At 68.6% G+C, this 26037-nt stretch carries 31 protein-coding genes; 12 read left to right on the top strand and 19 right to left on the bottom strand.

The genetic code is table 11. The annotated features are described in order from the left end of the window. Nucleotides 1-53: 53 nt before the first annotated feature. From L107_RS01860 to L107_RS01850, 3 genes are read right to left on the bottom strand one after another with little or no spacing between them, the layout of a single operon-like run. Nucleotides 54-545 (bottom strand): GNAT family N-acetyltransferase, encoded by a 492-nt coding sequence (locus tag L107_RS01860; protein ID WP_236550443.1) that lies wholly within the window; start codon nucleotides 543-545, stop codon nucleotides 54-56. Continuing rightward, nucleotides 542-976, bottom strand: coding sequence for a hypothetical protein (locus tag L107_RS01855; protein WP_159816187.1), 435 nt, complete (start codon nucleotides 974-976; stop codon nucleotides 542-544). Before L107_RS01855 ends, L107_RS01860 begins: the two co-directional genes overlap by 4 nt. Continuing rightward, nucleotides 973-1806: a sulfite exporter TauE/SafE family protein gene (locus L107_RS01850; RefSeq protein WP_370515319.1), complete on the bottom strand. Its 834-nt coding sequence runs from the start codon at nucleotides 1804-1806 to the stop codon at nucleotides 973-975. The genes L107_RS01855 and L107_RS01850 overlap by 4 nt, the downstream gene beginning before the upstream one ends. Before the next feature lie 213 nt (nucleotides 1807-2019). Here L107_RS01850 and L107_RS01845 point away from each other — a divergent pair, with 213 nt between their 5' ends. Genes L107_RS01845 through L107_RS01835 form a run of 3 tightly spaced genes read left to right on the top strand, consistent with a single transcriptional unit; the run spans nucleotide 2020 to nucleotide 3669 of the window. After that, the gene (locus L107_RS01845) at nucleotides 2020-2340 is read left to right on the top strand and encodes a helix-turn-helix transcriptional regulator (protein ID WP_181279956.1); all 321 of its coding nucleotides are present in this window, start codon (nucleotides 2020-2022) and stop codon (nucleotides 2338-2340) included. 4 nt (nucleotides 2341-2344) lie between these two features. Next, nucleotides 2345-2929: a cytochrome b/b6 domain-containing protein gene (locus L107_RS01840; RefSeq protein WP_159816185.1), complete on the top strand. Its 585-nt coding sequence runs from the start codon at nucleotides 2345-2347 to the stop codon at nucleotides 2927-2929. After that, nucleotides 2929-3669, top strand: a complete 741-nt coding sequence (locus L107_RS01835) for a molybdopterin-dependent oxidoreductase (RefSeq protein WP_201295775.1) — start codon at nucleotides 2929-2931, stop codon at nucleotides 3667-3669. Before L107_RS01840 ends, L107_RS01835 begins: the two co-directional genes overlap by 1 nt. Nucleotides 3670-3699: 30 nt before the next feature. On the opposite strand, the gene L107_RS01830 is transcribed toward L107_RS01835, so the two are convergent. Beyond that, nucleotides 3700-4203, bottom strand: a complete 504-nt coding sequence (locus tag L107_RS01830) for a DM13 domain-containing protein (protein ID WP_159816184.1) — start codon at nucleotides 4201-4203, stop codon at nucleotides 3700-3702. Nucleotides 4204-4358: 155 nt separating this feature from the next. Between L107_RS01830 and L107_RS01825 the strand changes: the two genes are divergently transcribed. Genes L107_RS01825 through L107_RS01810 form a run of 4 tightly spaced genes read left to right on the top strand, consistent with a single transcriptional unit; the run spans nucleotide 4359 to nucleotide 7370 of the window. After that, a complete protein-coding gene (locus L107_RS01825; protein WP_159816183.1) occupies nucleotides 4359-5375 on the top strand; it encodes a DMT family transporter in 1017 nt (338 codons plus the stop codon). Further along, nucleotides 5372-5953 carry a sigma-70 family RNA polymerase sigma factor gene (locus L107_RS01820; protein WP_159816182.1) on the top strand — a complete coding sequence of 194 codons (582 nt, stop codon included), beginning with the start codon at nucleotides 5372-5374 and terminating at the stop codon, nucleotides 5951-5953. Before L107_RS01825 ends, L107_RS01820 begins: the two co-directional genes overlap by 4 nt. Then, nucleotides 5950-6651 (top strand): anti-sigma factor domain-containing protein, encoded by a 702-nt coding sequence (locus L107_RS01815; protein ID WP_159816181.1) that lies wholly within the window; start codon nucleotides 5950-5952, stop codon nucleotides 6649-6651. The genes L107_RS01820 and L107_RS01815 overlap by 4 nt, the downstream gene beginning before the upstream one ends. Nucleotides 6652-6671: 20 nt before the next feature. Beyond that, the gene (locus tag L107_RS01810) at nucleotides 6672-7370 is read left to right on the top strand and encodes a cupin domain-containing protein (protein ID WP_159816180.1); all 699 of its coding nucleotides are present in this window, start codon (nucleotides 6672-6674) and stop codon (nucleotides 7368-7370) included. Nucleotides 7371-7377: 7 nt separating this feature from the next. Here the strand turns inward: L107_RS01810 and L107_RS01805 are convergent, their stop codons facing one another. The 6 genes from L107_RS01805 to L107_RS01780 all read right to left on the bottom strand — a co-directional run bounded on the left by L107_RS01805 (nucleotide 7378) and on the right by L107_RS01780 (nucleotide 12301). Beyond that, nucleotides 7378-8214 (bottom strand): metal ABC transporter permease, encoded by an 837-nt coding sequence (locus tag L107_RS01805; RefSeq protein WP_159816179.1) that lies wholly within the window; start codon nucleotides 8212-8214, stop codon nucleotides 7378-7380. Nucleotides 8215-8411: 197 nt separating this feature from the next. Continuing rightward, on the bottom strand, nucleotides 8412-8624 hold the full coding sequence (locus L107_RS01800; protein WP_106219513.1) for a hypothetical protein: 213 nt from the start codon (nucleotides 8622-8624) through the stop codon (nucleotides 8412-8414). 278 nt (nucleotides 8625-8902) lie between these two features. After that, on the bottom strand, nucleotides 8903-9271 hold the full coding sequence (locus L107_RS01795; RefSeq protein WP_159816178.1) for an AbrB family transcriptional regulator: 369 nt from the start codon (nucleotides 9269-9271) through the stop codon (nucleotides 8903-8905). Between the two features lie 68 nt (nucleotides 9272-9339). Then, a complete protein-coding gene (locus L107_RS01790) occupies nucleotides 9340-10572 on the bottom strand; it encodes a mechanosensitive ion channel family protein (RefSeq protein WP_159816177.1) in 1233 nt (410 codons plus the stop codon). Continuing rightward, the gene (locus L107_RS01785; protein WP_159816176.1) at nucleotides 10569-11876 is read right to left on the bottom strand and encodes an extracellular solute-binding protein; all 1308 of its coding nucleotides are present in this window, start codon (nucleotides 11874-11876) and stop codon (nucleotides 10569-10571) included. Before L107_RS01785 ends, L107_RS01790 begins: the two co-directional genes overlap by 4 nt. Nucleotides 11877-12046: 170 nt before the next feature. Beyond that, entirely contained in the window at nucleotides 12047-12301 is a 255-nt protein-coding gene (locus tag L107_RS01780; protein ID WP_015110195.1) for a hypothetical protein, read from the bottom strand. Nucleotides 12302-12363: 62 nt separating this feature from the next. Here L107_RS01780 and L107_RS01775 point away from each other — a divergent pair, with 62 nt between their 5' ends. After that, a complete protein-coding gene (locus L107_RS01775) occupies nucleotides 12364-12843 on the top strand; it encodes a protein phosphatase (protein ID WP_159816175.1) in 480 nt (159 codons plus the stop codon). Here L107_RS01775 and L107_RS01770 read toward each other — a convergent pair. Beyond that, complete coding sequence (locus tag L107_RS01770; protein WP_159816174.1) at nucleotides 12758-14080, bottom strand: ScyD/ScyE family protein; 1323 nt, start codon at nucleotides 14078-14080, stop codon at nucleotides 12758-12760. The genes L107_RS01775 and L107_RS01770 overlap by 86 nt on opposite strands. A gap of 132 nt (nucleotides 14081-14212) precedes the next feature. Between L107_RS01770 and L107_RS01765 the strand changes: the two genes are divergently transcribed. Continuing rightward, complete coding sequence (locus tag L107_RS01765) at nucleotides 14213-14875, top strand: 2OG-Fe(II) oxygenase (protein ID WP_159816173.1); 663 nt, start codon at nucleotides 14213-14215, stop codon at nucleotides 14873-14875. A 16-nt stretch (nucleotides 14876-14891) separates the two neighbouring features. Here L107_RS01765 and L107_RS01760 read toward each other — a convergent pair whose 3' ends face one another. From L107_RS01760 to L107_RS01750, 3 genes are all read right to left on the bottom strand, one after another. Next, the gene (locus L107_RS01760) at nucleotides 14892-16286 is read right to left on the bottom strand and encodes a 1-acyl-sn-glycerol-3-phosphate acyltransferase (RefSeq protein WP_159816172.1); all 1395 of its coding nucleotides are present in this window, start codon (nucleotides 16284-16286) and stop codon (nucleotides 14892-14894) included. Nucleotides 16287-16353: 67 nt separating this feature from the next. Further along, nucleotides 16354-16863 (bottom strand): hypothetical protein, encoded by a 510-nt coding sequence (locus L107_RS01755; protein WP_159816171.1) that lies wholly within the window; start codon nucleotides 16861-16863, stop codon nucleotides 16354-16356. Further along, nucleotides 16860-18023 (bottom strand): DUF2157 domain-containing protein, encoded by a 1164-nt coding sequence (locus L107_RS01750; RefSeq protein WP_159816170.1) that lies wholly within the window; start codon nucleotides 18021-18023, stop codon nucleotides 16860-16862. Before L107_RS01750 ends, L107_RS01755 begins: the two co-directional genes overlap by 4 nt. A 45-nt stretch (nucleotides 18024-18068) precedes the next feature. Here L107_RS01750 and L107_RS16860 point away from each other — a divergent pair, with 45 nt between their 5' ends. Both L107_RS16860 and L107_RS01740 read left to right on the top strand, forming a co-directional pair. Beyond that, nucleotides 18069-18821: a sensor domain-containing diguanylate cyclase gene (locus tag L107_RS16860; protein ID WP_159816169.1), complete on the top strand. Its 753-nt coding sequence runs from the start codon at nucleotides 18069-18071 to the stop codon at nucleotides 18819-18821. 46 nt (nucleotides 18822-18867) lie between these two features. Next, nucleotides 18868-21687, top strand: a complete 2820-nt coding sequence (locus L107_RS01740; RefSeq protein ID WP_201295774.1) for a valine--tRNA ligase — start codon at nucleotides 18868-18870, stop codon at nucleotides 21685-21687. A 28-nt stretch (nucleotides 21688-21715) separates the two neighbouring features. Here the strand turns inward: L107_RS01740 and L107_RS01735 are convergent, their stop codons facing one another. From L107_RS01735 to L107_RS16980, 5 genes are all read right to left on the bottom strand, one after another. After that, a complete protein-coding gene (locus tag L107_RS01735) occupies nucleotides 21716-22000 on the bottom strand; it encodes a hypothetical protein (protein WP_159816168.1) in 285 nt (94 codons plus the stop codon). Nucleotides 22001-22162: 162 nt separating this feature from the next. Beyond that, nucleotides 22163-22660 carry a HEPN domain-containing protein gene (locus L107_RS16985; RefSeq protein ID WP_370515317.1) on the bottom strand — a complete coding sequence of 166 codons (498 nt, stop codon included), beginning with the start codon at nucleotides 22658-22660 and terminating at the stop codon, nucleotides 22163-22165. Nucleotides 22661-22666: 6 nt separating this feature from the next. Then, nucleotides 22667-23827 carry a DUF262 domain-containing protein gene (locus tag L107_RS01730; RefSeq protein ID WP_159816167.1) on the bottom strand — a complete coding sequence of 387 codons (1161 nt, stop codon included), beginning with the start codon at nucleotides 23825-23827 and terminating at the stop codon, nucleotides 22667-22669. A 279-nt stretch (nucleotides 23828-24106) separates the two neighbouring features. Further along, a complete protein-coding gene (locus L107_RS01725; protein WP_201295773.1) occupies nucleotides 24107-24385 on the bottom strand; it encodes a BrnA antitoxin family protein in 279 nt (92 codons plus the stop codon). Further along, nucleotides 24372-24611, bottom strand: coding sequence for a BrnT family toxin (locus L107_RS16980; protein ID WP_370515316.1), 240 nt, complete (start codon nucleotides 24609-24611; stop codon nucleotides 24372-24374). The genes L107_RS01725 and L107_RS16980 overlap by 14 nt, the downstream gene beginning before the upstream one ends. Before the next feature lie 661 nt (nucleotides 24612-25272). Here L107_RS16980 and L107_RS01715 point away from each other — a divergent pair. Then, nucleotides 25273-25914: a hypothetical protein gene (locus tag L107_RS01715; protein WP_159816165.1), complete on the top strand. Its 642-nt coding sequence runs from the start codon at nucleotides 25273-25275 to the stop codon at nucleotides 25912-25914. The last annotated feature ends 123 nt before the right edge of the window (nucleotides 25915-26037 follow it).

The raw sequence follows: 26037 nt of genomic DNA, 5'->3' as shown, positions 1-26037 counted from the left end.
TTTACTGAGAGCACATCGCTTCTCAGGGCTCCTAAATCTCCGGCCGATGCCGTTCAACCTGCCAGCCGCTTGAACATCACCAGAGCATCCACCTCCCCCAGTCGGGGGTGGCGGAAGGCCCCGGGCAGCCGGCCGATGGTGCGGAAGCCGTTGCGGCTCCAGGCGGCCACGCCGGCGGTGTTGGTGCTCACCACCAGGTTGAACTGCATCGCCGTGAAGCCCCGCCGCCGGGCCTCCTCCTGGGAGTGGCGGCAGAGGGCATGGCCCACCCCCCGGCCCCGGGCGGCCTCGGCCACCACATAGCCGGCGTTGGCCACATGGGCCCCCAGGCACGGCTGGTTGGGCCGCAGGTAATAGGTGCCCAGGATCGCGCCGTCCGCATCGGTGGCCACGACGGTGGCATCGACCGCCTCCACCCAGGCCCGCCGGGCCGCCTCGCTGTCGATCGCAGGGTCGTGGGGGAAGGTCTCGCCGGCCCGGAACACCGGCTCCAGCACCGCCCACACCGCCGGCCAGTCGCCAGGTTCGTAGGGCCGGAGGATCACGCCGCTTCCACCACGATCGATTTGGTCACCGTACCGGGCAGATTCCGCGACACCGGACAGACCTTCATGCGTCGCTCCAGAAAGGCCCGGCTGGGCTCATCCAGGACGGGCGTCGCCGCCCCATCGGCCGCCTCCAGCCGCACCTGGAACGTGCCCTCCACCGCCTCGACCATCCAGTCGGCGGAGGCCGTCACGCTCAGCACCCCGTCCACCGCCGCCAGGGGCAGGTGCCGCTCGAGGGCGTTGGCCACCAGGTAGTGGTGCTGGCAGAGCAGCAGCGACAGCAGGAAGAGTCGGAAGCCGGGGGTCTGCAGGCTGGGCTGCAGCGGCTGCCAGGGCTCCAGCGCACCGTTGCGGAAGTCGACGCTGAGGCTGTCGCCGGCGGCCCCGTGGCGGCTCTGCAGCTGGAACTGGAACAGGAGCTGGCTCATCGCTGGTGCGGGACGGTGTGGGGGGGGGGACTGGCGGCGCCGAGGCTGCGTTGGCGCTGGAGGGCTTCGGCGCCCGTGAGCAGGGCCGAGCCGACCAGCAGGGCGGCGAAGCCCTGGCGCAGGTGCCGATCGGAGAGGTGGGGAGCCAGGGCCTGGCCGCCGATCGCGCCCACCAGGCCGCCGCCGATCAGGGGCGCCAGCAGGGGCAGGGCGGCCGCCGGCCAGTGCCCGAGGGCCCCCAGGGCCACCAGGCTGTTGGTGGCAATCAGCACCAGGCTGGTGCCGCTGGCCAGGGGCATCGGCAGACCGGCCAGCAGCACCAGGGCGGGCACGATGGCGAAGCCGCCGCCCACCCCGGCGATGCCGGTGAGCAGGCCCACCAGCACCCCCTGTCCCGCCAGGGCCAGGGTCCCTCCGGGCCGCCGGGATCCGGTGGCGTGCCTGTCGCCGCCAGGGCCGCGTTGCCGCCGTGAGAGCAACCAGGCGGCCACCAGGGCAGCGGCGGCGAACACCCCCAGCTGCACCGGCTCGGGGATCAGCCCCTGCTTGACGAGGGAGCCACCGATCCAGCTGCCCGCCAGGGCCGGCACCCCCAGGATCAGGGCGGGCCGGGGCGCCACCTGGTGCCGCCGCAGGTAGGGGCCGGCGTTGGCCACCGCCAGCAGGGTGACGGCCAGGAGCGACAGGGGCACCGCCTCACGGGTGGGCAGCCCGGCGCCGCTGATCAGCAGGGGCAGCAGCAGGATCGAGCCGCCGGCGCCGAGCACCGCCAGCAGGAAACCGATCAGGGCACCGCCGGCGCCCATCAGCAGCAGCAGGGCCAGGCTCAAGGCCGTCCCCCCTGCCGGGCCCGGGCGGCAGGGCGTGGCGATGCGGGAACGGCGGACATCGAGGCGGGATGGTCGGATGACTATGACTATACACGCATACAACGGCAAAAGAGTGAGAATCTGCTGCCGTCTGCGCCCCATGGGCGGGAACCGCGCTGCATAATGTCGCTAGCGCCATAGTGAGCAGTCATGGGGGTTGCCGGCCCCGGTTCGATGCCCAGTCCGGAACTGCTGGAGGAGTTCAGCCAGTTCTTCCGGCTGCTGAGCGAGCCCGCCCGGCTCCAGCTCCTCTGCCATCTGCGCCAGGGTCCCTGCGATGTCGCCTCCCTGATCGAGGCCACCGGGTTCAGCCAGTCCCACATCAGCCGCCAGCTCTCCCAGTTGCTGCGGGCCGGCCTGGTGAGCTGCGAGCGTGAGGGGGTCCGCCTCATCTACCGGGCCGACGCCGAACTGGTGGAGGAGCTCTGCCACCTCGTCCAGACGCGCATGAAGCAGCGCCTGCAGCAGCAGCTCGACCAGCTCCACACCGTCTGAGGCCATGGGCCCCCACCCCCTGTGGACCCGGGCCTTCCACGGTTTCAACCTGCTGGTGCTGCTGCTGATGGCCGGCAGCGGCCTGGAGATCTACAACGCCAATCCGGTCTTCGGCGGCCGGGCGGGGGCGACCGTGCCCGAATGGCTCACCCTCGGCGGCTGGCTGGCCGGCGGCCGTGACTGGCACTTCGGCGCCATGGGGCTGTACGCCGCCAACCTGGGGCTCTGGATCGGCCTGCTGCTGCACCGGCGCCACCGGCGCCTCGCCGACGGCGGCGATCTGGGCACCCTGCGCCGCAGCGCCAGTCCCCCCAGGCGCCGCCTGGCCAGCCACCGCATCACCTACACCCTGATGCTGATCGTGCTGGCCTTCAGCCTGCTCACGGGCCTGGCCCTGTACAAGCCGGCCCAGCTGTGGTGGCTGGTGTCGCTGTTCGCCGTCGCCGAACCGGCCGGCCTCTCCAGCTGGCAGGCGCTGCGGGTCTGCCACCTGGCCACCATCCCCGCCATCGCCCTGCTGCTGGTGGCCCACATCGGGTTCTCCTGGCGGGTGGGCGGCCTGCGGCTGCTGCGCCGCATGGTGCTCTGATGGGGCGCGCGGACCCAGGCATCCCCGCGATCGCCGATCCCACCGATCTCCCCGGCCGCCGCCGCGCCCTCGGCCTGCTGCTCTCCGGCGGCTCCTCCCTGCTGCTCGGCGGTTGCGGCCTCAACCGCTGGAGCGGAGCGGTGGGGGAGGCCACCCAGCCGCTGAACGAACGGATCGAGGCCCTGCTGCAGGGGAAGGGGCCGGTGCCCGAGTTCCGGCGCAGCCAGGTGGAGCCGGCCGCCCTGCTGGTCAACAGCTTCAACGGTACGCCCCACCTCCCGCCCGAGAGCTACCGGCTCGTCGTCAACGGGGCGGTGCGCCGCCCGTTGCGCCTCGATCTGGCCGCCCTCGCCGCCCTGCCCCAGCGGGAGTGCGTCATCCGCCACGTCTGCGTGGAGGGCTGGGCGGCGATCGTCGCCTGGTCGGGCCCGCGGCTGGCCGATGTGCTGGCTTTGGCCGGCCCCTCCCCCCTGGGGGCCTATCTGGCGATCCGTTCCGCCGACCAGTACTTCGGGACCTGGGATCTGGCCTCCGCCCTGCACCCCCAGACCCTGCTCGCCACCCACATGAACGGGGCGCCGCTGCCCGTGGCCAACGGCGCCCCCGTGCGGCTGGCGAGCCCCATCAAGCTCGGCTACAAGCAGAGCAAGTGGGTCACCGGCCTCGAGCTGATGACGACCCTCGGCGACCGCCGCGGCACCTGGGAGGACAGGGGCTACGAGTGGTTCGCCGGGCTGTGAGGGGCCCGGCGCTGCTCGGTGTTGCGCTGCTCAGGGCATGAGGGGCGCCCAGGCCATCGTGGCGTTGAACTTCTGGCACCAGATCAGCACCGATTTCTGGGCCTTGAGGTCGATCGAGGCGGGGATCACGTAGCTCTGGGACCCCTGGCTGGATTTGAGCTTCGAGAGCAGCGTGTAGCTGCCGGGTTTGAGGGGGAAGCCGGGGGCCTTGCTCATAGCCAGGGGCGTGGCGGAGGGGCTGAAGGCGACCCAGAGATCGGGGGCCATGTCGTTGGTCCTGAAGTCGCCGCTGAGGGTGAGCACCGTTCTGCCGCCCTGCTGGGTGATCGAGAAGCCGCCGCTCACGGGGGCCTCCGCCTTGCGGAAGCTGCCGCTGGCCTTCGCCATGGCCTGGGCCACCGAACCCAGCGTCGGGGTGACCGGCTCGACCCGGGGGAGGCCGAGGCTGCGGGCGGGGAGGACGGTGCCGGAGAGGGCCGCCGCCGCCACCAGGGTGAGGGCGCCGCCGAGGACGGTACGGGGGGAGCGGAACATCGGAATGGGGGGAGGGTGAGGAGGAAGCGGCGGGGTGGCGGGACGCCACGACCGGCGCGCACCAGGAGATACCGGCGGATCCCCGGATCGGATGGGGCGGCTCCGGCCCAGGGGGTGACCATGGGGGCGCTGCCCCCCTCTCCCCGGCCTGAACGATGCAACCCTGGACGACATCGGACGGGCGACCGCGGCCGATCCCGGGCCTGCTGCCGCTGCTGCTCTACGTGCTGCTGCGGGGGCTGGATGCCACCGTGCTCAAGGCCCTGCAGGACCACGGAATGGCCCATCCGGTGCAGGGTGAGAACCCGATCAGCTTCTGCAACGTCTTCTTCCTGGCCCAGCTGACGGTGGGGCTGGCGGCCCTGATCCCCGGACGGCGCACCCTGGCCAACGACCTGGCGCGGCTGGGGCCGGCCGATCGGCGCCTGCTGGCCCTGCATGGGGGCCTGGGCCTGTTCCTCGGGCCTGTGGCCTACTACCTCGCCCTGGAGTCCCTGTCGGTGATCAGCCAGACGCTCCTGTTCGCCCTGGTGCTGCCCGTCTCCGCCCTGCTGGCGCGCTGGCTGCTCGGGGAAGCCCTCCCCGCCGGCTTCCGGCTCAGCCTGGGGCTGATCGGTGCCGGCCTGGTGCTGCCCCAGGCGGCCATGGCCATGGGCGGCGGCCGGATGGACGACCTCACCGGCATCGTCTGGGCCCTGGTGGGGGTGCTGGCCTTCGCCGGCTCGGCCGTCAGCGGCCGCGCCATCGCCGCCCGCCGCTGGCCGGCGGCCGTGGGTGTGGGGCTGCCCACCCTGCTGAGCGCCCTGGTCTTCGGTGCCATCGCCCTGGTGCTGTTCGGGCCGCAGCATTTCCTGCTGCTGCGGCTCTGGTGGGTGGTGGGGGTGATCGGCATCTATGCCGTCACCCTCTCCCTGGGCCGGGAGCTGGCTCTGCGCCAGGCCTACCGCCGCTGCAGCGTGGCCGTCGTCTCCCTCTGGAGCTCCCTGGCCCTGGTGGTGGCGGTTCTCAGCGCCGCCCTGCTGCTGGGGGAACCGCTGGGCGTCCCCGTGCTGGCCGGTGCGGCCCTGGTGCTGGGCGGGGTGTTCGTCAGCCGCCGGCCGGGCCCCATCCGATCGGGGCCTTCGCCGGTATCCGAAGCACGGCACCCCCGCCGAGCCCCTCCCCGGCCGTGAACCCCTCCGACGCCGAAGCTCCACCCCGCCGTCCACCGCTGCGGGGCGCCCTCGCGGCGTCTCCAGGCGAGGGCGCCGATCTGGCCGCCCTCTACGACGACTGCAGCGGTCCGGTGTACCGCCTGGCCCTGCGGCTGTGCCGCTCCAGCCAGGAGGCCGAGGACCTCACCCATGACGTCTTCCTGCGCTACTGGCAGCAGGGCCGCTACGACCCGTCCCGGGGGCCGGTGCTGGCCTACCTGCTGCTGTTGACGCGCTCGATGGCCATCAACCGCCTCAACCAGCGCGCCAACCGCTGGCAGCTGGTGCAACGCTGGTCGGAGCACCTGTTCCCAGCGGCCGTGCCCACGCCCCACGACCGTGCCGAGTCCGAGGATCTGGCCGAGAAAGTCCGGGGTGCCCTGGCGGCGATCCCCGCCAACCAGCGCCAGGTGCTGGAGATGGCCTACTACGAGGGGCTGAGCCAGTCGGCGATCGGGGCGCTGCTGGAGCTGCCCCTCGGCACCGTCAAGACCCGCGCCCGCCAGGGCCTGATCCGCCTGCGCGCCCTCCTCCACGACTCGCCCGCCCAGCCATGACACCCGACGCCATCCCCAGCCCCGATGCCGCCGGCATCGACGCCCTGCTCGCCGGCCATGCCCTCGGGGATCTGGAGCCAGCCGAGCGGGAGCAGCTGGCGACCCTGCTGCGGCAGCGCCCCGAGCTGCGCCGGCGGCTGGAGGAGTTCAGCACCACCCTGGAGCTGCTGCCCCTGGCCCTGCCGGCCACCGCGGTGCCGCCTCCCGCCCTGCGCCGGCGCCTGCTGGAGCCCCGGCCCCAGCCGGGGCCCTGGCGCCTCTGGCTGGTGCCCTCCCTGCTGGCGGCCGGCCTGCTGGTGCTCGCCGGTGAGCTGCACCAGACCCGCCAGCAGCTGGCGGGTCTGCAGCGCCAGCTGGCGCCGGCAGCCCTGGCCGATCCCCGCCTGATGCCGCTGCAGGCCGTCCAGCCCGGCCAGAAGGCGGTCGGTGAGGTGCTGGTCACCGGCAACCGCACCCACAACCTGCTGACCCTCAGCCACCTGCCCCCCCTGCCGCCGCAGCGCACCTACCGCCTCTGGGCCACCGTGGACGGCAGGACCGTCGGTTGCGTCCATTTCGTGCCCGATGCCCGCGGCCAGGTGGCCATGCCCATCCCCCTCTCCCCCACCAGCCAGGCCAGCGCCGTCAGCGTCAGCATCGAGGGCGACCCCAACGGCCAGGTGCCCAGGGGCCCGATGCTGCTCACCAGCTCCCTCTGATCACCTGCTGCCTCCGAGCCATGGCCACCGCCCCCTTCCCCACCCAGCTCCATGCCGATCCCGGCCGCAGGGCGGTCGTTGACAGCGGGGCCCAGCCCTGGCACCCCTCCCCCCTGGCGGGGGTGGAGCGGCGCCTGCTGGAGCGCGACGGCGGCGAGGTCGCCCGGGCCACGTCGGTCGTCCGCTACGCCCCCGGCAGCCGTTTCTCCCCCCATGGGCACGGCGGCGGCGAGGAGTTCCTCGTGCTCGAAGGCGTGTTCTCCGACGAGCATGGCGACTACGGCCCCGGCACCTACGTCCGCAACCCGGTCGGCTCCGCCCATGCCCCCTTCAGTGAGAGCGGCTGCACGATCCTGGTGAAGCTGCGCCAGATGGATCCGGCCGACCAGACGCGGGTGGTGGTCGACACCGGCTCCTCCACCTTCGTGCCCGGCCTGGTGCCCGGCCTGACCGTGCTGCCCCTGCACGGCTTCGGCACCGAACAGGTGGCCCTGGTGCGCTGGGAGCCCGGTACCCGCTTCCCCCTCCACGCCCACCCGGCGGGCGAGGAGATCTTCGTGCTCGAGGGGGTGTTCGAGGACGATCAGGGGGCCTACCCGGCCGGCACCTGGCTGCGCAACCCGCCCGGCAGTCGCCATGCGCCCTTCAGCGGCGGCGGGTGCCTGATCTGGGTCAAGACCGGCCACCTCGGCGAGGGTCTGGCCGCGCCGCAGGGCTGATCGCCGTTCAGGGGGTCGCCGCCCGGCCCCGCAGCGGGGCCACCGCTAGGGCGACCAGGAAGGCCAGCAGCTGGGCGATGACGACGCAGGGACCGGAGGGCAGCGCGAAGGCGGCCGACACCAGCAGACCGAGCACGGCGCCGCTGGCCCCCAGTCCGGCGGAGAGGACCACGTAGGTGCCGAAGCGGCGGCTCACCAGCCGCGAGGCACAGGCGGGGATGACCACGAAGGCGCTGATCAGCAGCACCCCCACCGCCTTGACGGAGATGGCCACCACCACCGCCAGCAGGACCAGGAACAGCAGCCGGTGCAGGGAGACGGCGATGCCCCGGGAGCGGGCGAGGGGTTCGTCGAGGGTCAGCAGCACCTGGTCGCGCCGGGTGAGGGTGAGGTAGCCGGCGGTGACCACGAGCAGGACCCCGATCAGGGCCAGGTCGAGCCAGGTGATCCCCAGGATGTCGCCGAACAGGAGCTGCTGGATGCCGCCCTTGTAGACGTGCAGCAGGCTCAGGGCCACCACGGCCAGGGCGAGCGACGAGGAATAGACGATGTTCAGCAGGGCATCGGCCGGCAGCTTGCTGCGCTGCACCAGCTGGTTCGTCATCAGGGCGAACAGCACCGCGAAGGGGATCAGCACCAGGGTGGGGTCGATGCCCAGCAGCAGGCCCAGGGTGATGCCGAGCAGGGCGGAATGGCCGAGGGCGTCGCTGAAGAAGGAGAGCTGGCGCAGCACGGCGAAACTGCCCAGCACCCCGCCGAGGGCGCCGCTGAGCAGGCCCCCCAGGAGGGCCCGCTGCATGAAGGGGAGCTGCAGCAGCTCCGCCAGGGTCGACGTCCCAGCCATCGGCCCAGGGTACCCAGGGCGGCGGGCCGGGGCCTCAGGGCAGCGGGTGGGCCAGGGCGAGGTCCAGGGCCTCGACGACCAGGGCCAGGGAGGCCGCCAGCAGGGCCAGGCGGCCGGCGCGGCAGAACAGCCGTGAGGTGATGACGAAACCCATCGGGATCATGGGTGAGCTCCGGTGCAGGTCAAAGGGAACGGTCTCAGTGGCTGGGGCGGTGCAGGGGACGCAGATCCGGCAGGGCGACGGAGAAGGCGGGGGAGCCGTGGCGGGTGAGGGGCCAGCGCCGCACCCAGCAGCTGTCGGTCTCCTCGTCGATGCTGATCACCTGGTAGGTGCCGCCCTGGCGGCTGCTCAGCGCCACGAAGCTGCCGGGGTGCAGGGCCGCTGCCGGGTGGGATGGGGGGTGAGGCATGGTTCGAACCACGCAGCAGCCTTCAACGTAACAGAAGGTTGCGGATTGGTTGACGATTCGCCCCGTCGTGTGCATTCCAAAGCACAGGGGTTGGGCCCGGAAACGCGCAGCCCCCCTCGAGCATGACCCGAGGGGGGCTACTTTGCCGGGGCGATGGGAGTTGATCAATCTCCCCAGCCCCGCACCTTTGATCTAAATCGGAAGGGACAGCTACAGCGGCGAGCCGCACATAGCTTCACGGAGCGGCGCAAACCGGGAACGGCTGAAGCGCGATGGTGTCACTCGTCGTCGTCGGAGCCGCCCACCGGCACGAGCCGGATCGCCTTGCGACCGAGCTTGATCTCGAATTCATCGCCCGGCTCGAGGCCCAGCATCGCGGTGTAGGCCTTGCCCACCAGCAGGTTGCCATTGAACTGGACCTTGGCGGTATAGCCGAGCTTGCGACCGGCCTTGGTGGCCGCCTTGCCGACGCCGTCGCCGAGGTTGATCCCCTTGGCATCGAGCAGGGCTTCGTAGAAGGCCGTGAAGTTCAGCCGCTCGTTGCCGTCCTTCTTGGTGCTCACGTAGCCGCAGCTGCGCACCAGATCGGACTTCGAAGCGTCACCCATCTCTTTCACCTTGGCGAGCAGATCAGCACCTTTGAGCATGATGCAATGGCGGTTGGTATTGCTGGAAATTGTACAACTCGGGCCTGCGATCGCCAGTCGGGCCAGCTTCAGCTCTTCGGAGGACCCTCCACCCGATATTGCACCTGCTGGGGAAAGGGGATCTCAATGCCCCTGTCCTGGAACGCCTTCCAGACAGCCGCCTGGACTTCGCTGCAGATCGACACGTTATCCATTGGGTTGGCGATCCAGAAGCGCAGGGCGTAGCTGATCGAGGACTCTCCGTATCCGAGCAACAGGCCCTTCGGTGCCGGACTGGGCAGAACGTGGGGCTCGCTGCGGGCGATGTCCTCCAGCAAGGCGATCACGTCGTTGGGATCGTGGCGGTACGCCGCGCTCACCAGCACCTGGGTGCGCCTGAGGGTGTCGCTGCCCGTGTAGGTCACGGTGGTGGTGGTGAAGAACATCTGATTGGGGATCACCAGTTCGGCATTGTCCCGATTGCGCCAGAGCACCGCCGCCCGCAGGCCGAGGCTGCGCACTTCGCAGGGATCGCCATCGATGACCAGAACTTCGCCGGGCCGTACCGACCCCTCACACAGCAGCCAGAGGCCGCTGACGAAATTCGAGAACACTTCCTTGATGCCGAAACCCAGGCCCACCGAGAGGCCACCGGCCACCGCCAGGATCGCGGTGCGGTTGAAGCCCACGTGATCGAGGGCCCAGACGATGCCGATGGCCACCACCACATAGCGAATCATCAGGGCCAGGGCCCGGCGGCTGCCATCGCTGATGCCCACGCCGCGCTGCACCACCCAGGCCAGGCCCTGGGCCGGCGGCCCGGTGCCCATGGCCAGCACGTACACAATCACCACCGCCAGGAAGAAGCTGCCCAGGGTCACCTCGGAGCCGAACCATTCGCCCAGCGGGATCAGGGCCAGATCCTGCGGGTTGTCGAACACCCGGATCACCAGCAGGGTGGCGAGCAGCAGGTAGGCCGGTCGGATCAGGCGGGTCTCCAGCACTTGCAGCTGCTGCTGCTGGACGACTCGCCCCAGCAGCTGTCGCACGCCCCCCAGGCCCAGCCAGCCCAGGTAGAGAAGCAGGCCCAGCAGCACCAGACCGTTGGGGAGGCCCCCCAACCTCAGGGCCAGCGCCAACAAAGCCAGCAGCAGGGGAATCACGACGTCGGATCGCCGCGCCAGGGGAACCCGGGGGCCCAGCCGCCGGCGCAGCGCCCCCTGTCCCAGGAACACCGCCAGCAGCACGATGACCTGGATGCGCACCTCGAGGCGCTGCAGGTAGCCGAACCAGCCGGCGATCTCCATCAACAGCAGGTTCATCGGGACCTCCCGCCGCCGAGAAGCTCGATCAACCCCTTGAGGGTGTCCTGCTCGCTGAGGTCGTCGAACAGGAACCGGGTGAGCAGCGCCTGCCAGGCCTCTCGCTGCTCCCTGCTGCTGGCCTCGATCAGCCGGATCGTCGCGCGCCGCAGCGACTGCTGCCGGCCCTCCACCATGGAGGCCACCACCGAAGAGCTGCGCACCGGCGGGGCCACTTCCCGGTTCACGGGAAGCACGTACTGGCTGCGCAGGACAATATCGCGCTGGTGCAGGGGGCTCACAGCGAAGCGGGCCAGGGCCAGGGCCAGCTGCCGCTGGACCGGACTCGAGTTGACCCCGAAGGCCAGCACCCGCTCCCGGGTGATCGGGCTGGCATCGCCGAAGGGCCCGGAGGGCAGGGGAGCCACACCCAGGTTCTCTCCCAGGCTCGCCTTGACGCGGGTGAGGTTGATGCTCCGGCAGGGGATCCAGTCGAGGGTCCCGGCGGCCAGTTCCTTGATCAGTTCGGTCTCGGTGGGGAAGAAGGTGACGTGCTGCTGCTGGTCGGCCTGGCGCAGCCATCCCAGCCAGTTCGCCAGGCCCTGCCGGGTCAGGGGCGTCACCGGCTCCCCGGCCAGGAGGCTGCTGACGGCATCGACGGCCCCGAGGGGACCCAGGGTCCAGGCCAGGCTGGTGGCATCGAGGGAGAGCCCCACTTCCACCCCCTTGGCACTGGCGGCCAGCAGGTCCGTGAGGGTGGCAGGGCTTTGCCGCAGGCGCCGCCGGTCGAAACAGGCCACCTGGGGCTGCAGCTCCATGGGAAGGCCGGTCAGCGTCCCATCCGACCGCCGGACCCGCACCACGGAGCCCGCATCCAGCTGATCCAGCAGGGCGGGCGAGAACGTCACGGTGTCGATCAGCTTCTCCCGGGCCAGATCACGGGCGGTGGACTCGTTCACCAGCAGCAGATCGGGGCTCAGGCCGGTGCTGTTGCGCAGGCGCAGTTCGTTGGGCAGGCTCTCCTCCGGGAACACCTCCACCTGGAGCCGGACCCTCGGCTGCAGGGTGCGGAACGTGGTCTGCAGCATGGCCGTCCGCGACCGGATCTCCTTCTGCAGTTCGCCGTCGATGGCGTCATCACTGACACCGACCGCGATGTACAGGGTGCCCTCGAGGGGGCGCAGGATCGGTTGCAGGCGCCGGCCCTGACAGCCCCCGATGGCGGCCATCAGCGGGAGGGCCAGGCCCACCGCGATCACCCCGATGGCGGCCCGTCGCCGGCCCTGGCCGGGCGGGGTGGGGGAGGGGCGGGAAAAGGGAATCACAGGGGGAGGTTAGGGGCCTTCTCCGCGGCGGGCCCGCAGTTCCACCACGGTGGAGCCGACCCAGGGGGCCCCACCGGATCCGGACGCGCCCTGGCCCAGGCCGCCAGGGCGCCTGGTCACCACCGCGGGTGCTGCAGCCGTGTCGCCAGAGGTCGATGCCCGGGCGCCGCTCAGTCCTCGGGGTAGAGCAGTTCGGCGAGTTCGTCGGGATCCACGTCGTAGACGCGGGCCAGGGTGGTCTCGATGGCGCTGGTCACCACGTCCGGCAGGAAGCGCATCGCGTTGAGGGCGTCGTCGGCGATGTCGTCGGTGAGGACCTTGTCGCCCCCCAGCTTCTCGTCGTTGATCACGGCCATCACCCAGCTCTGGTAAGCGGTGACGAGATCGGCGAACTCGAGCTCCGGATCGTTCAGATCGAGGGCCATCGGGCGTCTCCAGGGACGGTCGTTGCCCCTGCAGTTTGCCCCCTGACCGTCAGGATGGCCGGATGGATCAGGAACCCCTGCCATCGGTGGCCTCCCTGCAGGGCACCCTGTTCGACTTCGCCATCGCCGAGCTGGTGCGCCAGCACCGGCAGAGCTTCCCGCCCCCGTGGACGGCGGAGAGCTGGGCCAAGCTGCTCATCTGGCTGGCGCTGAGCTGCGGCTGCTCCGGCGAGGCCCGGGCCCTGGAGGCCTTCGCGGCCGCCCTGGGTCCGGCGCTCACGGGGCGGATGCGGCGGCTGTTCTTCGAGCGGGAGCTCCCCGAGCTCAACCTGCGGGTGATGGCCGATCCGGCCGAGCAGCAGGTGCTGCTGCTGCCCCTGGAGGCCGGGCCCGGAGCCGGAGCCCGGGAGCCCATCGCTGTGGAGCGGGTGGCCGCCGCCCTCGAGGCCGTGGGTCTCAGCCCCCTGGTGACGGACGATCGCCTCCGTTGGCAGTCGCTGGAGGCACTGGTCGCCGTGCCGTGGCGGAACGGGCCCGGGTGAGGCCGCCGCAGCGGCGCCGCAGCCGCCGGGCCTGGGCGAAGGCGACGCCGACCCCCAGCAGGGGCAGGGGGCCGGGGGTCGGCACCGGCGTGAGGGCGAGCAGCTCGCCGTTCACCCCGTCCCCGTCGTTGGCCACGTAGATCGTGCCGTCGCGGCCGACGGCCAGCCCGGTGGGACTCACAAGATCGTCGAAGATCGACCGGACGCTGCCGTCGAGGCCCAGCCTCAGGACCCTGCCCGACGGGGGTCCGAAGAAGTCATCGCTGTACTGGAGCAGGTAGAGCGCATCATCCGGACCGGCGGCGATGTCGATGAGGTTGCTGAAGCCGCCGGCGAACTTCGTCACCGGGTTGGTGAAGTCGTAGCGGAACACATCGGCGCTGCCGGGGGCGAAGGGGAAGCCGGAGAGCTGGGTGATGTAGAGCGCCCCGTCGGGGCCGATGGTCATGCCGGTGGGCACGGCCTGGGCCGGGAACTCGGGGGGGAGGGGGAATGGCAACGGCGGGGGCGTGACGAGCTCCGGCGGGAACACGTTCACCAGCGAGACCTGGTTGGCGCCGTCCGCCTTCACCAGGCTGTTGCCGCCGGAATCCGTGACGTAGGTGTCGTCCCCGCGCACCACCAGGGCGAAGGGATTGCTGTTGAGATCCTGGCCGTCGGGGTTCTGGGTCGCTTCGAACGCCGCGATGTCGGCCAGGGGCGTCAGGCTGCCGGCGGCCAGGTCGATGGCGACCGTCCTGCCGAAGAGGGGGCTGCCGGCGGCGGGGATCAGGGTGGGGTTGGCGCCGAAGCCGAAGACGCCGAAGAGCTGGCCGGAGCCGTTGAAGGCGAGGTCCGCCAGGCCCGTCCCCTCGAGGAACAGGGGGGAGGACTGGTCCGCCAGGGAGGGCAGGTTGGCGAGCGCCCGGGAATAGACGTTGGTGGAGCGGTCGAACAGGCCCACGGCCCCGGTGGTGCCGTAGCAGAGGGTGTTGCCGCTGCCGGCGACGAGGCAGGGGCCGCCGCCGCCCCGGCCCGCTTCGCTGAGCACGAGGTTGCCGTTCGGGGCGATGGTCAGCCCGCGCGGGTTCTCCAGCCCCGTCACCAGGGTCCGGGCCCGGTAGGGAGCGGCGTCGGCGGGGGCGCCCGCCGCCAGCAGGCCGGCCCCGGCCCAGGCCCCCAGGGCCAGGCCCAGAAGCCCCTGGCCCTGCCGCAGGGGGTGTTGGCGGGAGGCGGTGGTCCGCGGCGATGGCGACATCGGCAGGCTGGTCCGGAGGGGGGCGTCAGGCGGCACTCTGCCGATCCCGCGGGCCCCGTCAAGACACCGACGACACCTCCGGTGGTCTTCGGGCCTCCGTTCTAGGTTCCATGGCTGAGGTGCCGGGCGCGGATGCGGCTGATCGCCAGCTTCGAGGATCCCGGCTATCTGGCCCTGGCCGATGCGGCGATGGCCTTCTTCGACCGCCGCACCGACCTGCAGCGCCGCGGGGTCGCCTTCGGCTTCGACAGCGATGGCAACCCGGGCAGCGGTGCGGCGGCCGGGGCACCGGACGCTCCCGGCAAGGTCTCCACCGACATCAGCCTGGTGTGGATCGACCGCTCCGACCCCGAGGCCCAGGGCCTGGCGGACGTGATCATGCGCGGCGTCTCCGTCGGCCTGAAGCGTTACCTGGCCGAACGCCCCCTGTTCCTCTCCTGCTGCCCGGAGCGCTCCCTGTTCGTCAACCCGATCTTCAACCTGCAGCGTTACGCGCCGGGGGAGGGGTTCCACAGCTGGCACTGCGACTGGAACACCAGCGACGAGGCCACCGAGCCGATCCGGCGCGTCCTGGCCTGGATCCTCTACCTCAACACCGTCCCCGACGGCGGCACCGAATTCCACTGGCAGGACCACCACGAGGAAGCCGTGAAAGGCAAGCTGGCGATCTTCCCCGCCGGCCTCTCCCACCTGCACCGGGGCCGCGTCAGCCAGACCCACACCAAGACCATCGCCACCGGCTGGATCAATGCCGGCAGCCTCGACGCCTACGTGGCGCGCCTCGCCGCCGGCTGAAGCCCCGGTCCGGTGGTCAGTCGAGGGGCGAGGGCACGATCAGCCCCTCCAGCCGCTGCTGCAGCTCCTCGGTGAGGGCCTGCACGGCCCGGCGCCGATCGCGGCGGTAGTCGGCGAGGCGCCCGTCCACCTCGATCGGCCGGTCGATGCTGATCCGCACCTTCCGGCGCCCCAGCCGGGGGCGCTGGTTGGCGGTCTGGCCCTGGATCCGGCACTGGGTGTCCCAGAGCAGCAGCAGGGTGTCGGCGAAACGCTCCTGGCTCGGCCGCTCCCGCACGTAGCTGCCGCTCACGGCGACGAAGGACTCCACCACGCGCATGTGCCACAGCTGGGCCCCGGTCTCCTCCGCCAGCCGGTCGGCCAGGGCCCGGGCCAGGGGGCTGGGGGGCTCGGCGTCGGGGGGCCGGGCGGGGTAGAGCCGGTCCCAGCCGGCCTGCTCCAGGCGCCGGCAGCGGTCGGTGAGGCTGCCGCAGGGCTGCATGCCGAAGGACTGCTCCACCCGCCGCAGGGCCAGATCCATCAGTCGCTGCAGCCGGGGGCCGAAGCCGGGGGCGGACTCCGGGTCGGCGCTGTCTGCGGCGGTGGCCGCGGCGGGATCGCGGTCCTCGGGCAGGGCCAGGTGCACCTTGTCGCGGTAGAAGGCCTCCATCTGCTCGAGCATCCGCTCCCCGAGGCGCACCAGCCGCCCATGCAGCCGGGAGGGGTCGAGGTCGTGGCGGGGATCGGGGACCAGGCCGGCCCCCTCCTCCAGGCGGCAGAGCAGGGCCTCGATCGGCCCCCAGACCGGCTCGATGAAGCCGTACTGCAGGCCGATCGGCAGCAGATCCATCCGTTCGTGGCGTCCGGCCTCGGCCAGGTCGGCGGCCGTCCAGAAGGCGAGCTGGGCGGTGCCGGGCTCCAGGGGGCTGAGGCGCTCGTTGTGGCCGTTGGTGGCCCCCTCCGGCGCCAGGGCGAAGGGGTGGGGTCCCTCCAGCAGCAGCTTCCGGGCCGTGCGCAGGGCGGGCAGATCCAGCTTGCTGCGCTGGATCGAGGCGCCCCCCAGGTGGGTGAACAGCCACCCCATGGTCGGCCCGGCCCAGAGGGGGATGCCGCGGTCGAACAGGAACTGGCCGGTGGGGGCCGGATCGAAGCGCAGGCCCTGCCGCCGGCCGGCCCGGGCCAGCTCGACCCACAGCAGCTGGGCCATGCTCAGGGGATCGTCGAGGCTCGGGTGCCGGAAGGCGAGCAGCAGCCGGCTCTCCCCGGCCTGGAAGGAGCGCATCGCCTCCACCAGCGTGGCCATGCCCTCCACCTCCACCGCCGTGATCCGGCAGCGCCACCGCAGCCAGAGCGGCAGCACCAGCCGGCCCAGCGCCAGCACCCGGCCATCCAGGCGGGGGGGCAGGAACTCCAGCGGCGGGGCGGTGGCCATCGGCGGAGGTTAGGCGGGCTGCCGGGGCCGGGCAGTGTCCAGGGTCAGACTTTGCCCAGGGCCAGCTTCAGCGCAGCGCCAGGGGGATGATCGGCCCCTCGCCCCGCTTCACCCCCAGCCGGATCGGCCGGGGCGGACCCTGGGCCGGAAGGGTCACCTCCACCCAGAGCTGCTCGCCGGTCGGGCGGCGGGAGGGATCCGCCACCCCGGGCGGGATGAAGTAGGCCACCGACGGCACCAGGCGCCAGCGTTCGCCCTGCGGTGTCGCCGCAAGGCTCTTGGAGCGGGGGGTGGCGGGTCCGGCCAGCGCGGCCCGCACCCGGTCGGCCTCGCTGCGCAGCACCAGCCGCTCCCCCGACCAGGGCCTGGCCTGGCCGGCGGGCGGTTCGGGGGCCGGCACCAGCAGGGCCAGGTTCACGTAACGCCCCCGGATCGGCAGGTGGGGATCCACCGGTTCGCTCAGGATCCAGCCCCGGGGCCGGGTGGCCCGATCCAGCAGCAGCTGGCCCGCCAGGCTCAGCAGCAGGCCGCCCTGCAGCAGGGCCAGCAGCAGACCCCGCCCCGGCCCGGGGATCATGGGGTCCCCCGGCCGACGGCGCGGGCCACGAGCCGGCGGCGCAGCAGCTCCAGGCCCCAGCCGCCGCCGAGGAACAGCACCCCCAGGCCGATCAGGCTGGCGGAGCGACCGAGGCTGTCCATCACCTGGGACACGTAGAAGGCCAGCACGACGACGGCGATCAGGGCGGCGCCGAGGTTGACCCGCTCGGAGCGGCCCTCCATCACACCCCAGGCCACCAGCAGCAGACCGCCGACGGCCCACCACAGATAGGGGAAGACGCCGGCGCCCTGGTGGGTGCCCCAGGCCAGTGCCACCCCCGGCAGCAGCCAGCCGATCGCCACCGCCAGGGGCCAGGCGCGCCGGCCCCGCAGGCGCAGGCCCAGCAGCAGCGGTGCCCCCAGGGCCACCGCCCAGCCGACGGCCGCCAGCGGCAGGGGAAGGGGGGCGGAGGTGGGTCCCCCGTGGCTGAACAGCTGCCAGAGCAGGCCCGTCGGCAGCAGGCCCAGCCCGCCGAGCCAGAGCAGCACCCGCCGCGGCGCCGGGACGGCGCCCGCCCCCGCCGGCGCCGCCAGATAACAGAGGCTGAGCAGCAGCAGGCCCGCCGCCGGGGCCAGCACGACCGTCGGCTCCCCGGATCCCCGCTGCAGTCCCTCGGTGGCGGCGTCGACGGCCCGCTGCCATTCCGCGACCAGCCAGGCCGGCCCCAGCAGGGCCAGCAGCGCCAGCTGGGGCCACTGGCGCAGCAGGGCCCAGCCCAGGCCCGCGCCGATGGCCCAGAGCAGCAGCCCCAGGGGCCAGTGGGCCTCGAGGTGGAACAGCTGGCCCGCCAGGAACAGGCCCGCCCCCAGGGCCACCGTGCCCACGCCGTGCAGGCTCACCGCCAGGGGCGGGAAGCGGTTCTCGAGGGCGGCGCCGCCCCCGTGCAGACCCACCACCAGGGCCAGCAGCAGCCCGAAGCGCTGACCGGGCCCGAGGGCCGCCCAGTGGGTGGAGACGAACAGCAGCAGTCCGGCGGCCACCAGCACGCCGCCCAGGGCGACGGCCACCAGCACCGGCACCCGCAGCCGGCGGCGACCCGGCTGGGCCCTCTCCCAGGCCAGGATCGCCTCGGCGCCGGCCGGATCGATCAGGCCCGCCTGCCGCCAGCGTTCCAGCCGTGATTCCCAGCCGTCTGCCATGGGAGGAGGCTACGGGGACCGGGTGGCTCCGGAGCCGCGCTCCGCGTGAACGTTTTCCGCACCGCGAAACGGGGGGGCCTGACGCCGGAGGAGGCGATGGCCCAGCCGATCGAGCGGATCCACCCCCCCGAGTCCCTGGCGATCTCCCTGGGTTACTTCACCCAGTTGATCGAGGATCTGCGGGCCGGCCGACCGCCCCAGTCCTTCCGCGGCGAGCTGGAGTATTACTGCCGGGACGGCTCCACCGTCGGGATGGACGTCATCGCCCTGCCGGTGCTGGATGAGCAGGGGGCCTTTCTGGAACTGCTGGGGGTCAGCCGGGACATCACGGAGCGCAAGCGCACGGCGCTCGAGCTGCAGCAGGCCCGCGCGGAGGCCGAGGCGGCCAACCAGGCGTTGCTGGCGGCCAACCGGACGCAGGTGCGGCTGGCCACCACCGACGGACTCACCGGGCTCTGGAACCGGCGGGAACTGGATGAACGGGTGCGCCGGGAGATCGACCGCGCCGACCGCTACGGCGATGAGCTGTCCCTGGTGCTCTTCGACATCGACCATTTCAAGGATGTCAACGACCGTTTCGGCCATCTGGCCGGCGACCACGTGCTGGTGGAGCTGGCGCGACGGGTGGAGGCGGAGCCCTTCCCGGCCGTGGGACGGGTGACGATCAGCTCCGGGGTGGTGCAGCGACGGCCGCGGGAGTCCGCCGAGGCCTGGTTCCATCGGCTGGACCGGGTGCTGTACCGGGCCAAGGAGCTGGGGCGCAACCGGGTGGAGCTGGAGCCCGAGCCGGGGCGCTGAGCCACGACCGCTTTGAGACCATGGGCCCACTGCCCGCGCCCAGCCCGTGACCGAGTCCTCCCTGCCCAAGACCTACGACCCGGCCGCCACCGAGGCGCGCTGGCAGGCGGCCTGGGAGGCGGCCGGCGCCTTCCACCCCGATCCGGAGGTGCCGGGTGAACCGTTCTCGGTGGTGATCCCGCCGCCGAACGTGACCGGCAGCCTGCACATGGGGCACGGCTTCGAGACCGCCCTGATCGACACGATCGTGCGCTTCCAGCGCCTGCAGGGGAAGAACGTGTTGTGTCTGCCGGGCACCGACCACGCTTCGATCGCGGTGCAGACGCTGCTGGAGAAGCAGATCAAGGCCGAGGGCGGCAGCAAGGAGGATCTGGGTCGCGACGCCTTCCTGGAGCGGGCCTGGAGCTGGAAGGGGGAGAGCGGCGGCACGATCGTGGGCCAGCTGCGCCGGCTGGGCTATTCGGTGGATTGGCGCCGGGAGCGCTTCACCCTGGATCCGGGCCTGAGCGCGGCGGTGGCGGAGGCCTTCGTGCGCCTGCACGAGCAGGGGCTGATCTACCGCGGCGAATACCTCGTCAACTGGTGCCCGGCCTCGGGGTCGGCGGTGAGCGACCTGGAGGTGGAGATGAAGGAGATGGACGGGCACCTCTGGCACTTCCGCTATCCGCTCAGCGGCGGCCCCGCCGCCGACGGCACCGACCACCTGGTGGTGGCCACCACCCGCCCCGAAACCCTGCTGGGGGACACCGGCGTGGCCGTGCACCCCACCGACCCGCGCTACGCCGCCCTGGTGGGGCAGACGATCACCCTGCCCCTGGTGGGACGCCAGATCCCGATCGTGGCGGATGAGCACGTGGATCCGGCCTTCGGCACGGGCTGCGTCAAGGTGACGCCCGCCCACGACTCCAACGACTTCGCCATCGGCAGCCGCCACGGCCTGCCCCTGATCACGGTGATGGCCAAGGACGGCAGCATGAACGCGGCGGCGGGGCGCTTCGCCGGCCTGGACCGCTTCGAGGCCCGCAAGGCGGTGGTGGCGGCGATGGAGGCGGAGGGGTTCCTGGTGAAGGTGGAGCCCCACCGCCACAGCGTGCCCTTCTCGGATCGGGGCAAGGTGCCGGTGGAGCCCCTGCTCTCCACCCAGTGGTTCGTGAAGGCCGAGCCGCTGGCGGCCCGCTGCCGCGAGGCCCTCGACGGCGGCGCGCCCCGCTTCGTGCCCGAGCGCTGGGAGAAGGTCTACCGCGACTGGCTCACCGACATCCGCGACTGGTGCATCAGCCGCCAGCTGTGGTGGGGCCACCGCATCCCCGCCTGGTTCGTGGTGAGTGAGACGGGAGGGGTGATCACCGAGGCCACCCCCTACGTGGTGGCCCGCGATGGGGCCGAGGCCGCCGCCAAGGCCGAAGCGGCCTACGGCGAGGCGTCCCGGGCCGTCGGCCGGTCGCTGCAGCTGGAGCAGGACCCGGATGTGCTCGACACCTGGTTCTCCAGCGGCCTGTGGCCCTTCTCGACCATGGGCTGGCCCGAGGGCGAGGCCGCCGATCTGGCCCGCTGGTACCCCACCAGCGTGCTGGTGACGGGCTTCGACATCATCTTCTTCTGGGTGGCCCGCATGACGATGCTGGCGGGCGCCATGCAGCCCCTCGGCGCCGGCAAGGCCTGGATGCCCTTCGCCGACGTGATGATCCACGGCCTAGTGCGGGACGAGAACAACCGCAAGATGAGCAAGAGCGCCGGCAACGGCATCGATCCGCTGCCGCTGATCGAACGCTACGGCGCCGATGCCCTGCGCTTCGCCCTGGTGCGGGAGGTGGCCGGCGCCGGCCAGGACATCCGCCTCGACTACGACCGCAGCGACGGCAGCTCGGCGACGGTGGAGGCGGCGCGCAACTTCGCCAACAAGCTCTGGAACGCTACCCGCTTCGCCCTGATGAACCTGGGTGGGGAGACGCCCGCCAGCCTGGGCGCTCCGGACCCGGCGCAGCTGCAGCTGGCCGACCGCTGGATCCTGTCGCGGCTGGAGCGGGTGAAGCGGGAGACGGCGGAGCGCTATGCCAGCTACGGCCTGGGGGAAGCCGCCAAGGGTCTCTACGAGTTCGCCTGGAACGAGGTCTGCGACTGGACGATCGAGCTGCTCAAACGGCGCCTGAATCCCCGCCCCGCCGTGGAAGGCGAGCCCATCAGCCCCGAATCCCTGGCCGACCAGCGGGTCGCCCGGCAGGTGCTGGCCAAGGTTCTGGCGGAGCTGCTGGTGCTGCTGCATCCGCTGATGCCGCACCTGAGCGAGGAGCTCTGGCATGGCCTCACCGGCGCCCCCGAGGGCACCTTCCTGGCCCTGCAGCCCTGGCCAGCGGCCGACGATGCCGCCCTCGATGAAGGCCTGGAGGCCTCCTTCGCCGAGCTGATCGAGGCGATCCGGGTGGTGCGCAACCTGCGGGCCGTGGCGGGCCTCAAGCCCAACCAGGGGGCGCCGGTGCTGTTCATCACCGGCCGCGAGCAGCTGGCGGTGGTGCTGCGAGAGGGCAGCGCCGACATCACCACCCTGACCCGCGCCGAGAGCGTCACCGTGCTGGATCCGGCGGCAGCAGCCGAGCGCCCCGCGGCCCGGGCCCTGGCGGCGGTGAGCGGTGAGCTGCAGGTGCTGCTGCCCCTGGAGGGACTGGTCGACCTCGACGCTCTCCGCGCCCGCATGGAGAAGGACATCGCCAAAGCCACCAAGGAGATCGCCGGCCTGGCCGGCCGCCTCGCCAACCCCAACTTCGCCGGCAAGGCGCCGCCGGAGGTGGTGGCCGAATGCCGGGCCAACCTGGCCGAAGCGGAGGCCCAGGCGGCGCTGGCGCGGCAGCGGCTGGCGGATCTGGGCTGAGGGGGCCCGGCCAACGCCTGAGCACCCTTCAGTGATGGAATTCGAGGACGTTCTCGGAAATCTTGTGGGTTGCGGCGGGGCACTGCAGAGCCGATAGCTCCGCTGCCAGGGCCTCCAGAAACGCGACCCGCGGATAGGGATGGAGCAGGGCCTGTTGTTCCCACTGCTGCGGATCCGGCACCTGGACGATGGCGATGCAGGTGCCACCGCCGAATTCCCACCAGAAGCGCACTTCGCCGCCGGGGAGAGTGATGACGACATCGCCTGAACGGCCTTGCGATTCAATGCAGACCTGTCCACTCAGGCTGAGCATCTGGGTTAATGAAGGTAGCTTGGATTAAGGTTTAGTTCGCGGGATAACGCTCAAGATCAGCGGCGGGCAGGAGTCAATAGCGTGCAGGATGGAATCGTTGCTCCCGTCCGCTGTATCTTGATGTTATGCAGGCACGCTTTCGTCATTGAGAATGGTATCACTCTACAACGGATTGAACCGGAGTATGAGCCAATCACTTAGTTCAACAGCAACCACCTTTAGTTCGAGTGACTTCTCACGGCCCACACCCTCGTTGAGGCCATGAGCAATCCTGTTTCGACGATCCACCAAGAATGCAAGCTCACGCCGGAGGCGTTGGTCATCTTTGTCAAGGAGTTCGACGAGTTCATTTTGTAGGGAGCCATCAAAGCGGCCGACTAAGTCACAGAGATTGTCTGGCGAAGGGTTACGACTCTTCTCCAGCCACGACTGAGCGAATGAACGAACAATACCTCCAGATCTACTTTCAACATGGAAAAAGCAAACTTCCTTGGCGGTTTGCTCAAGATACCCACTGCTTCGTATCACTAGCATCCTTGACATCCATGTTAGGACGACCGGATCCATTCCTTTTGAGTTTTCGACTATTATCGCAAGGTCATCCAGTTTTTCACGCAAGCTCGTCACGCTCCATGGCGGCCATGTCTTAACTCCACGCATACTCAGTTAGCTTTGTGCGAGGATATGTGTAGAACGAGCGAGGCGTGTTCTCAAATTCTCTTCATCGGCAGTTGCACGAGTAATAGCCAAGACAAACCCAGGGTCCTGCTTGAGTCTTTCAATCGCTGCTTTTACAGACATTGCGGTGGGTGGAGCTCCGGCTTCAAGGCGACGCATCATGCCTACAACTACAGCTTCCGTGAGTGCAACGTTGACTTGGCCACTTGTATGACGAAACGCTGGTTGACCATCCGCATCGTATATGACCTTGCAGGCATCCTCAAACAACCGGCGAAAATCTGTGATCGCTAGGGAGGTGCAATCACGATGTGCGCCTGCAAAGCCATTGAGATACTGCTTTAGGGGTCTTTTGTAAGTACCAGGGGTAACGAATAGTGCCATAATACGCAGGATAAGCTCTTGATCACGCAGGCGTGGCGAGACGGCACCGTAGAGACTTCGCCAAGCATTAGTCCTGTTTAACTCTGCGACAAAGTCTATCAGCGTCCCGGCATATAGGGCAACACGAATTTCGTGAGCCGTTAATTGTGTCCCTCCTGAATTGAGCCTTTCAAAAATTTGATAAACCGACTCGAGAGATGCTGCTGTGCCATCTGTACGGACAACAATTGCTTGAATGAATGAATTATCAAGCGTTCGTCGCAGCGTATCCTCAAGTGTATTGTAAGTCAGCCCAAGAAAAGCATTGGATACGCTCTCGAGAGAAAACTGTCTTCCGGCGTGGGTGCCTTCGTAGAAGTGTGCAAGAGTCTGAAGGCGCTGCTGCCCGTCTAAAACCAAATAGCGCTTATCGCGCTGCTGAACCAGAAAGATTCCTGGAACCGGATACCCTAAAAGGAGAGATTCGATAAAGCGATCCATTTGAGGTTTACGCCAGACAAAATTTCTCTGGAACCCAGCCGTTTCGACAGTTGCGTCCCCATGTCCAAAGGTTGGAACAACAATGTCCCTGCGTTGTAAGCGCCGTACAAGTCCTTCCACGTCAAAATCGGTACCTGAGTACCCAATCGGATCTGATTCTGACTGCGGATCATCAAGGGTCTTGTAATCCGCCTCCTGTAGAATTTCGGAGTCGTCGATTACGGCGGAGCTGTCAAGCTCGAGCTGTTGACTTGACACTTCAATGGTCGGTTCTGTCACAGCCATATAGGAAGTAGTGGACAGTAGCTCATTGTCATGCTAAGGAAGCGAGCCAATGCGATCAATGATAGTTCCTGCGTAGCTGTTGCCGCAACCCGGAGACATGCAGGATGTAATGAAGGGGTGTGCCTCAAATACATTGATACCGTCGGCCATCGCTGCAACTGGCCGACGTCTCTTTCTTCTCTGCATAACGCTGGCCATCACCTGGCCACAAAGATCTTGAACAGAAGTGTGTCCATGGGAGTAAGGATCCTGCGGTGGCGGCTCAGGTGCATGGCCGTGCTAAACCCCCCCTGAATCAAAGCTAGACCGTGATTCCACATACTTCTTTAACACCTCATCCATCCGCGATTGCCAGCCAGCGCCGGATGCCCTGAAATACTCAAGCACTTCAGGGCTATATCGGATGGAAACAAGCTGCTTTTTATTCGCCAGTCTTGGGCGTCCTCTAATAGTCTTCAATGGAACCATCCGGTTCATCTGCTTGTCCGTAAGTGGCAATGCATCTGGATCATTAAACGCAGCTTGAGTTATCTGATGATCCTCTTCAGGTGTCGGCATCCTGATCGAGACCTTCTTGGATGGCTTTGACATAGTGACTGACCTCACGGTGATTGGCTCTGCGCAGGCTGATAACCCTTGTGGCTTCATCTCGGTCAACGAAGACTACAAAGAAGAGCCTGTCTCCCATCGGAGCCAAGGCAACGATTCTCTGCTCTCCGTAATCAGCTCGATCATCGATCCAGGCCAGCGCCGCATCCCAATCAAGCTCAGCAGCCGCAGCCAAGGAGACCCCGTGCTTACTGTGATTGGTCGCGTCTTTATCCGGGTCGAAGACGATGCGCGAGCTTTACTGTAGCTACGGGAAAGCGGATTGTCAAGCTCAGGGCTCTGGCTGTTCTGGGTGGGCCTAACGCTGCCCCTGAGTGGCAGGCAAGTAGCTAATGCTATCGGCGCACTATCAAGGGCGGCCTGTCCACTCCAGGGGAATGTTCGAAGGTGCCGTACTGAATGGAGAGTCCTCGCAACTCTCGCTTCTTGTCCATAACTCAAACAGACTCCGCGTAACTCCTTATCATCAGAATCATCTTCTGACCTAGGCCCTATCATTTCGCAAGGGCAGGCATAAGGTCAGTCTTGCAACGATGTGACGAGGCATTGCCACCTCTTTCACTGGCAAGAGAGTAGCTTCAAGCCATTCGAGTCAGCGTCTTCAGCTAACCGACGATTACACCAGTACATCATTCTTGACGACGATCCATGGCGTCAAATCGAGCCAGCATGCCACATAGGCCTGCCAGATAAATATCAAGGTCATTACAAGTAAGGATTAGCCCGAGATTCACTAAATCACAACAATGCAGTAACCGAAGATCCGTTAACCATGAAAGAAGGAGTTGCGTGCATCATGCAGATGGCTACAATGGGCATTGAGCCTTTTACGCGATATGCATGACGATGAGGAGGAGGCGCTCAGGCCAGAGCTTTGCTGGATGAGTCATGAGGGGGTATACCATTATGCGATACCAGATAAGCCAGATGAGTTCAGCGATATCTCCGGAGGAGGAGACTTCGATAACTATTGGAATACCGAAAACCTGTTTGAGACATCAGTATGGGATATAGCTGATGCATATGAAGAATTGAGAACGCTAGGCTTTTTTGAAGAATCTTACAATCTCCGAGAAGAGGGTTTGCTATACCCAATTGATCCGATGAATACCTGCAGTCAATCTTCAGGTAAGCACCCACGTTCCCAGCGCAATACGAATGCAGACCTAGCAAGCAACGCTAACTTATCTGAAGCAATCAACGATGCGCACTCTAAAGAACAAGATTTGATATCGTACTCTATTGTATGTCAGACAGTCTCGGAGTCCACTTCGGAAGCTAACGCATGCCAATACGAAACTGAGCTTACTATCAACCAGTCTGAGCGCCCTACCCATGGAAGGCAGCAATATACTCATTTCGTCTCAAAAGCTTGGACCCTTGTAGAGGGCCTTAGCAACGGGCTACCCATGGCCATAGCAGAATTGAGAGGAATTCTCGAGGCTATCCACTTGACAAGGAGATCTGGGGCCTTGTAGGGGGCTGCATGCAGCAGATACTCAGATCCCATACATCAAAGAAAAGTTCCTCGATAAAGCACGTAATGCTCGCTTCGAAGAATCACGAAATCCAACTCGCAGCGATATTCATGACATAGCTGG

The organism is Cyanobium sp. Copco_Reservoir_LC18 (genome assembly GCF_009834675.1).
Classification (GTDB): Bacteria; Cyanobacteriota; Cyanobacteriia; order PCC-6307; family Cyanobiaceae; genus Cyanobium; species Cyanobium minutissimum.
Note: the sequence above shows the minus strand (reverse complement) of the source record. Positions and strands in the feature narration are given on the sequence as shown.

What these genes read in the sequence shown, in the direction of transcription:
- L107_RS01855 (WP_159816187.1), bottom strand. Translation starts at nt 976, where the DNA reads ATGAGCCAGCTCCTGTTCCAGTTCCAGCTGCAGAGCCGCCACGGGGCC.
- L107_RS01845 (WP_181279956.1), top strand. Translation starts at nt 2,020, where the DNA reads ATGCCCAGTCCGGAACTGCTGGAGGAGTTCAGCCAGTTCTTCCGGCTG.
- L107_RS01840 (WP_159816185.1), top strand. Translation starts at nt 2,345, where the DNA reads ATGGGCCCCCACCCCCTGTGGACCCGGGCCTTCCACGGTTTCAACCTG.
- L107_RS01835 (WP_201295775.1), top strand. Translation starts at nt 2,929, where the DNA reads ATGGGGCGCGCGGACCCAGGCATCCCCGCGATCGCCGATCCCACCGAT.
- L107_RS01830 (WP_159816184.1), bottom strand. Translation starts at nt 4,203, where the DNA reads ATGTTCCGCTCCCCCCGTACCGTCCTCGGCGGCGCCCTCACCCTGGTG.
- L107_RS01825 (WP_159816183.1), top strand. Translation starts at nt 4,359, where the DNA reads ATGCAACCCTGGACGACATCGGACGGGCGACCGCGGCCGATCCCGGGC.
- L107_RS01815 (WP_159816181.1), top strand. Translation starts at nt 5,950, where the DNA reads ATGACACCCGACGCCATCCCCAGCCCCGATGCCGCCGGCATCGACGCC.
- L107_RS01810 (WP_159816180.1), top strand. Translation starts at nt 6,672, where the DNA reads ATGGCCACCGCCCCCTTCCCCACCCAGCTCCATGCCGATCCCGGCCGC.
- L107_RS01805 (WP_159816179.1), bottom strand. Translation starts at nt 8,214, where the DNA reads ATGGCTGGGACGTCGACCCTGGCGGAGCTGCTGCAGCTCCCCTTCATG.
- L107_RS01800 (WP_106219513.1), bottom strand. Translation starts at nt 8,624, where the DNA reads ATGCCTCACCCCCCATCCCACCCGGCAGCGGCCCTGCACCCCGGCAGC.
- L107_RS01795 (WP_159816178.1), bottom strand. Translation starts at nt 9,271, where the DNA reads ATGCTCAAAGGTGCTGATCTGCTCGCCAAGGTGAAAGAGATGGGTGAC.
- L107_RS01790 (WP_159816177.1), bottom strand. Translation starts at nt 10,572, where the DNA reads ATGAACCTGCTGTTGATGGAGATCGCCGGCTGGTTCGGCTACCTGCAG.
- L107_RS01780 (WP_015110195.1), bottom strand. Translation starts at nt 12,301, where the DNA reads ATGGCCCTCGATCTGAACGATCCGGAGCTCGAGTTCGCCGATCTCGTC.
- L107_RS01775 (WP_159816175.1), top strand. Translation starts at nt 12,364, where the DNA reads ATGGATCAGGAACCCCTGCCATCGGTGGCCTCCCTGCAGGGCACCCTG.
- L107_RS01770 (WP_159816174.1), bottom strand. Translation starts at nt 14,080, where the DNA reads ATGTCGCCATCGCCGCGGACCACCGCCTCCCGCCAACACCCCCTGCGG.
- L107_RS01765 (WP_159816173.1), top strand. Translation starts at nt 14,213, where the DNA reads ATGCGGCTGATCGCCAGCTTCGAGGATCCCGGCTATCTGGCCCTGGCC.
- L107_RS01760 (WP_159816172.1), bottom strand. Translation starts at nt 16,286, where the DNA reads ATGGCCACCGCCCCGCCGCTGGAGTTCCTGCCCCCCCGCCTGGATGGC.
- L107_RS01755 (WP_159816171.1), bottom strand. Translation starts at nt 16,863, where the DNA reads ATGATCCCCGGGCCGGGGCGGGGTCTGCTGCTGGCCCTGCTGCAGGGC.
- L107_RS01750 (WP_159816170.1), bottom strand. Translation starts at nt 18,023, where the DNA reads ATGGCAGACGGCTGGGAATCACGGCTGGAACGCTGGCGGCAGGCGGGC.
- L107_RS01735 (WP_159816168.1), bottom strand. Translation starts at nt 22,000, where the DNA reads ATGCTCAGCCTGAGTGGACAGGTCTGCATTGAATCGCAAGGCCGTTCA.
- L107_RS16985 (WP_370515317.1), bottom strand. Translation starts at nt 22,660, where the DNA reads ATGCGTGGAGTTAAGACATGGCCGCCATGGAGCGTGACGAGCTTGCGT.
- L107_RS01730 (WP_159816167.1), bottom strand. Translation starts at nt 23,827, where the DNA reads ATGGCTGTGACAGAACCGACCATTGAAGTGTCAAGTCAACAGCTCGAG.
- L107_RS01725 (WP_201295773.1), bottom strand. Translation starts at nt 24,385, where the DNA reads ATGCCGACACCTGAAGAGGATCATCAGATAACTCAAGCTGCGTTTAAT.
- L107_RS01715 (WP_159816165.1), top strand. Translation starts at nt 25,273, where the DNA reads ATGCATGACGATGAGGAGGAGGCGCTCAGGCCAGAGCTTTGCTGGATG.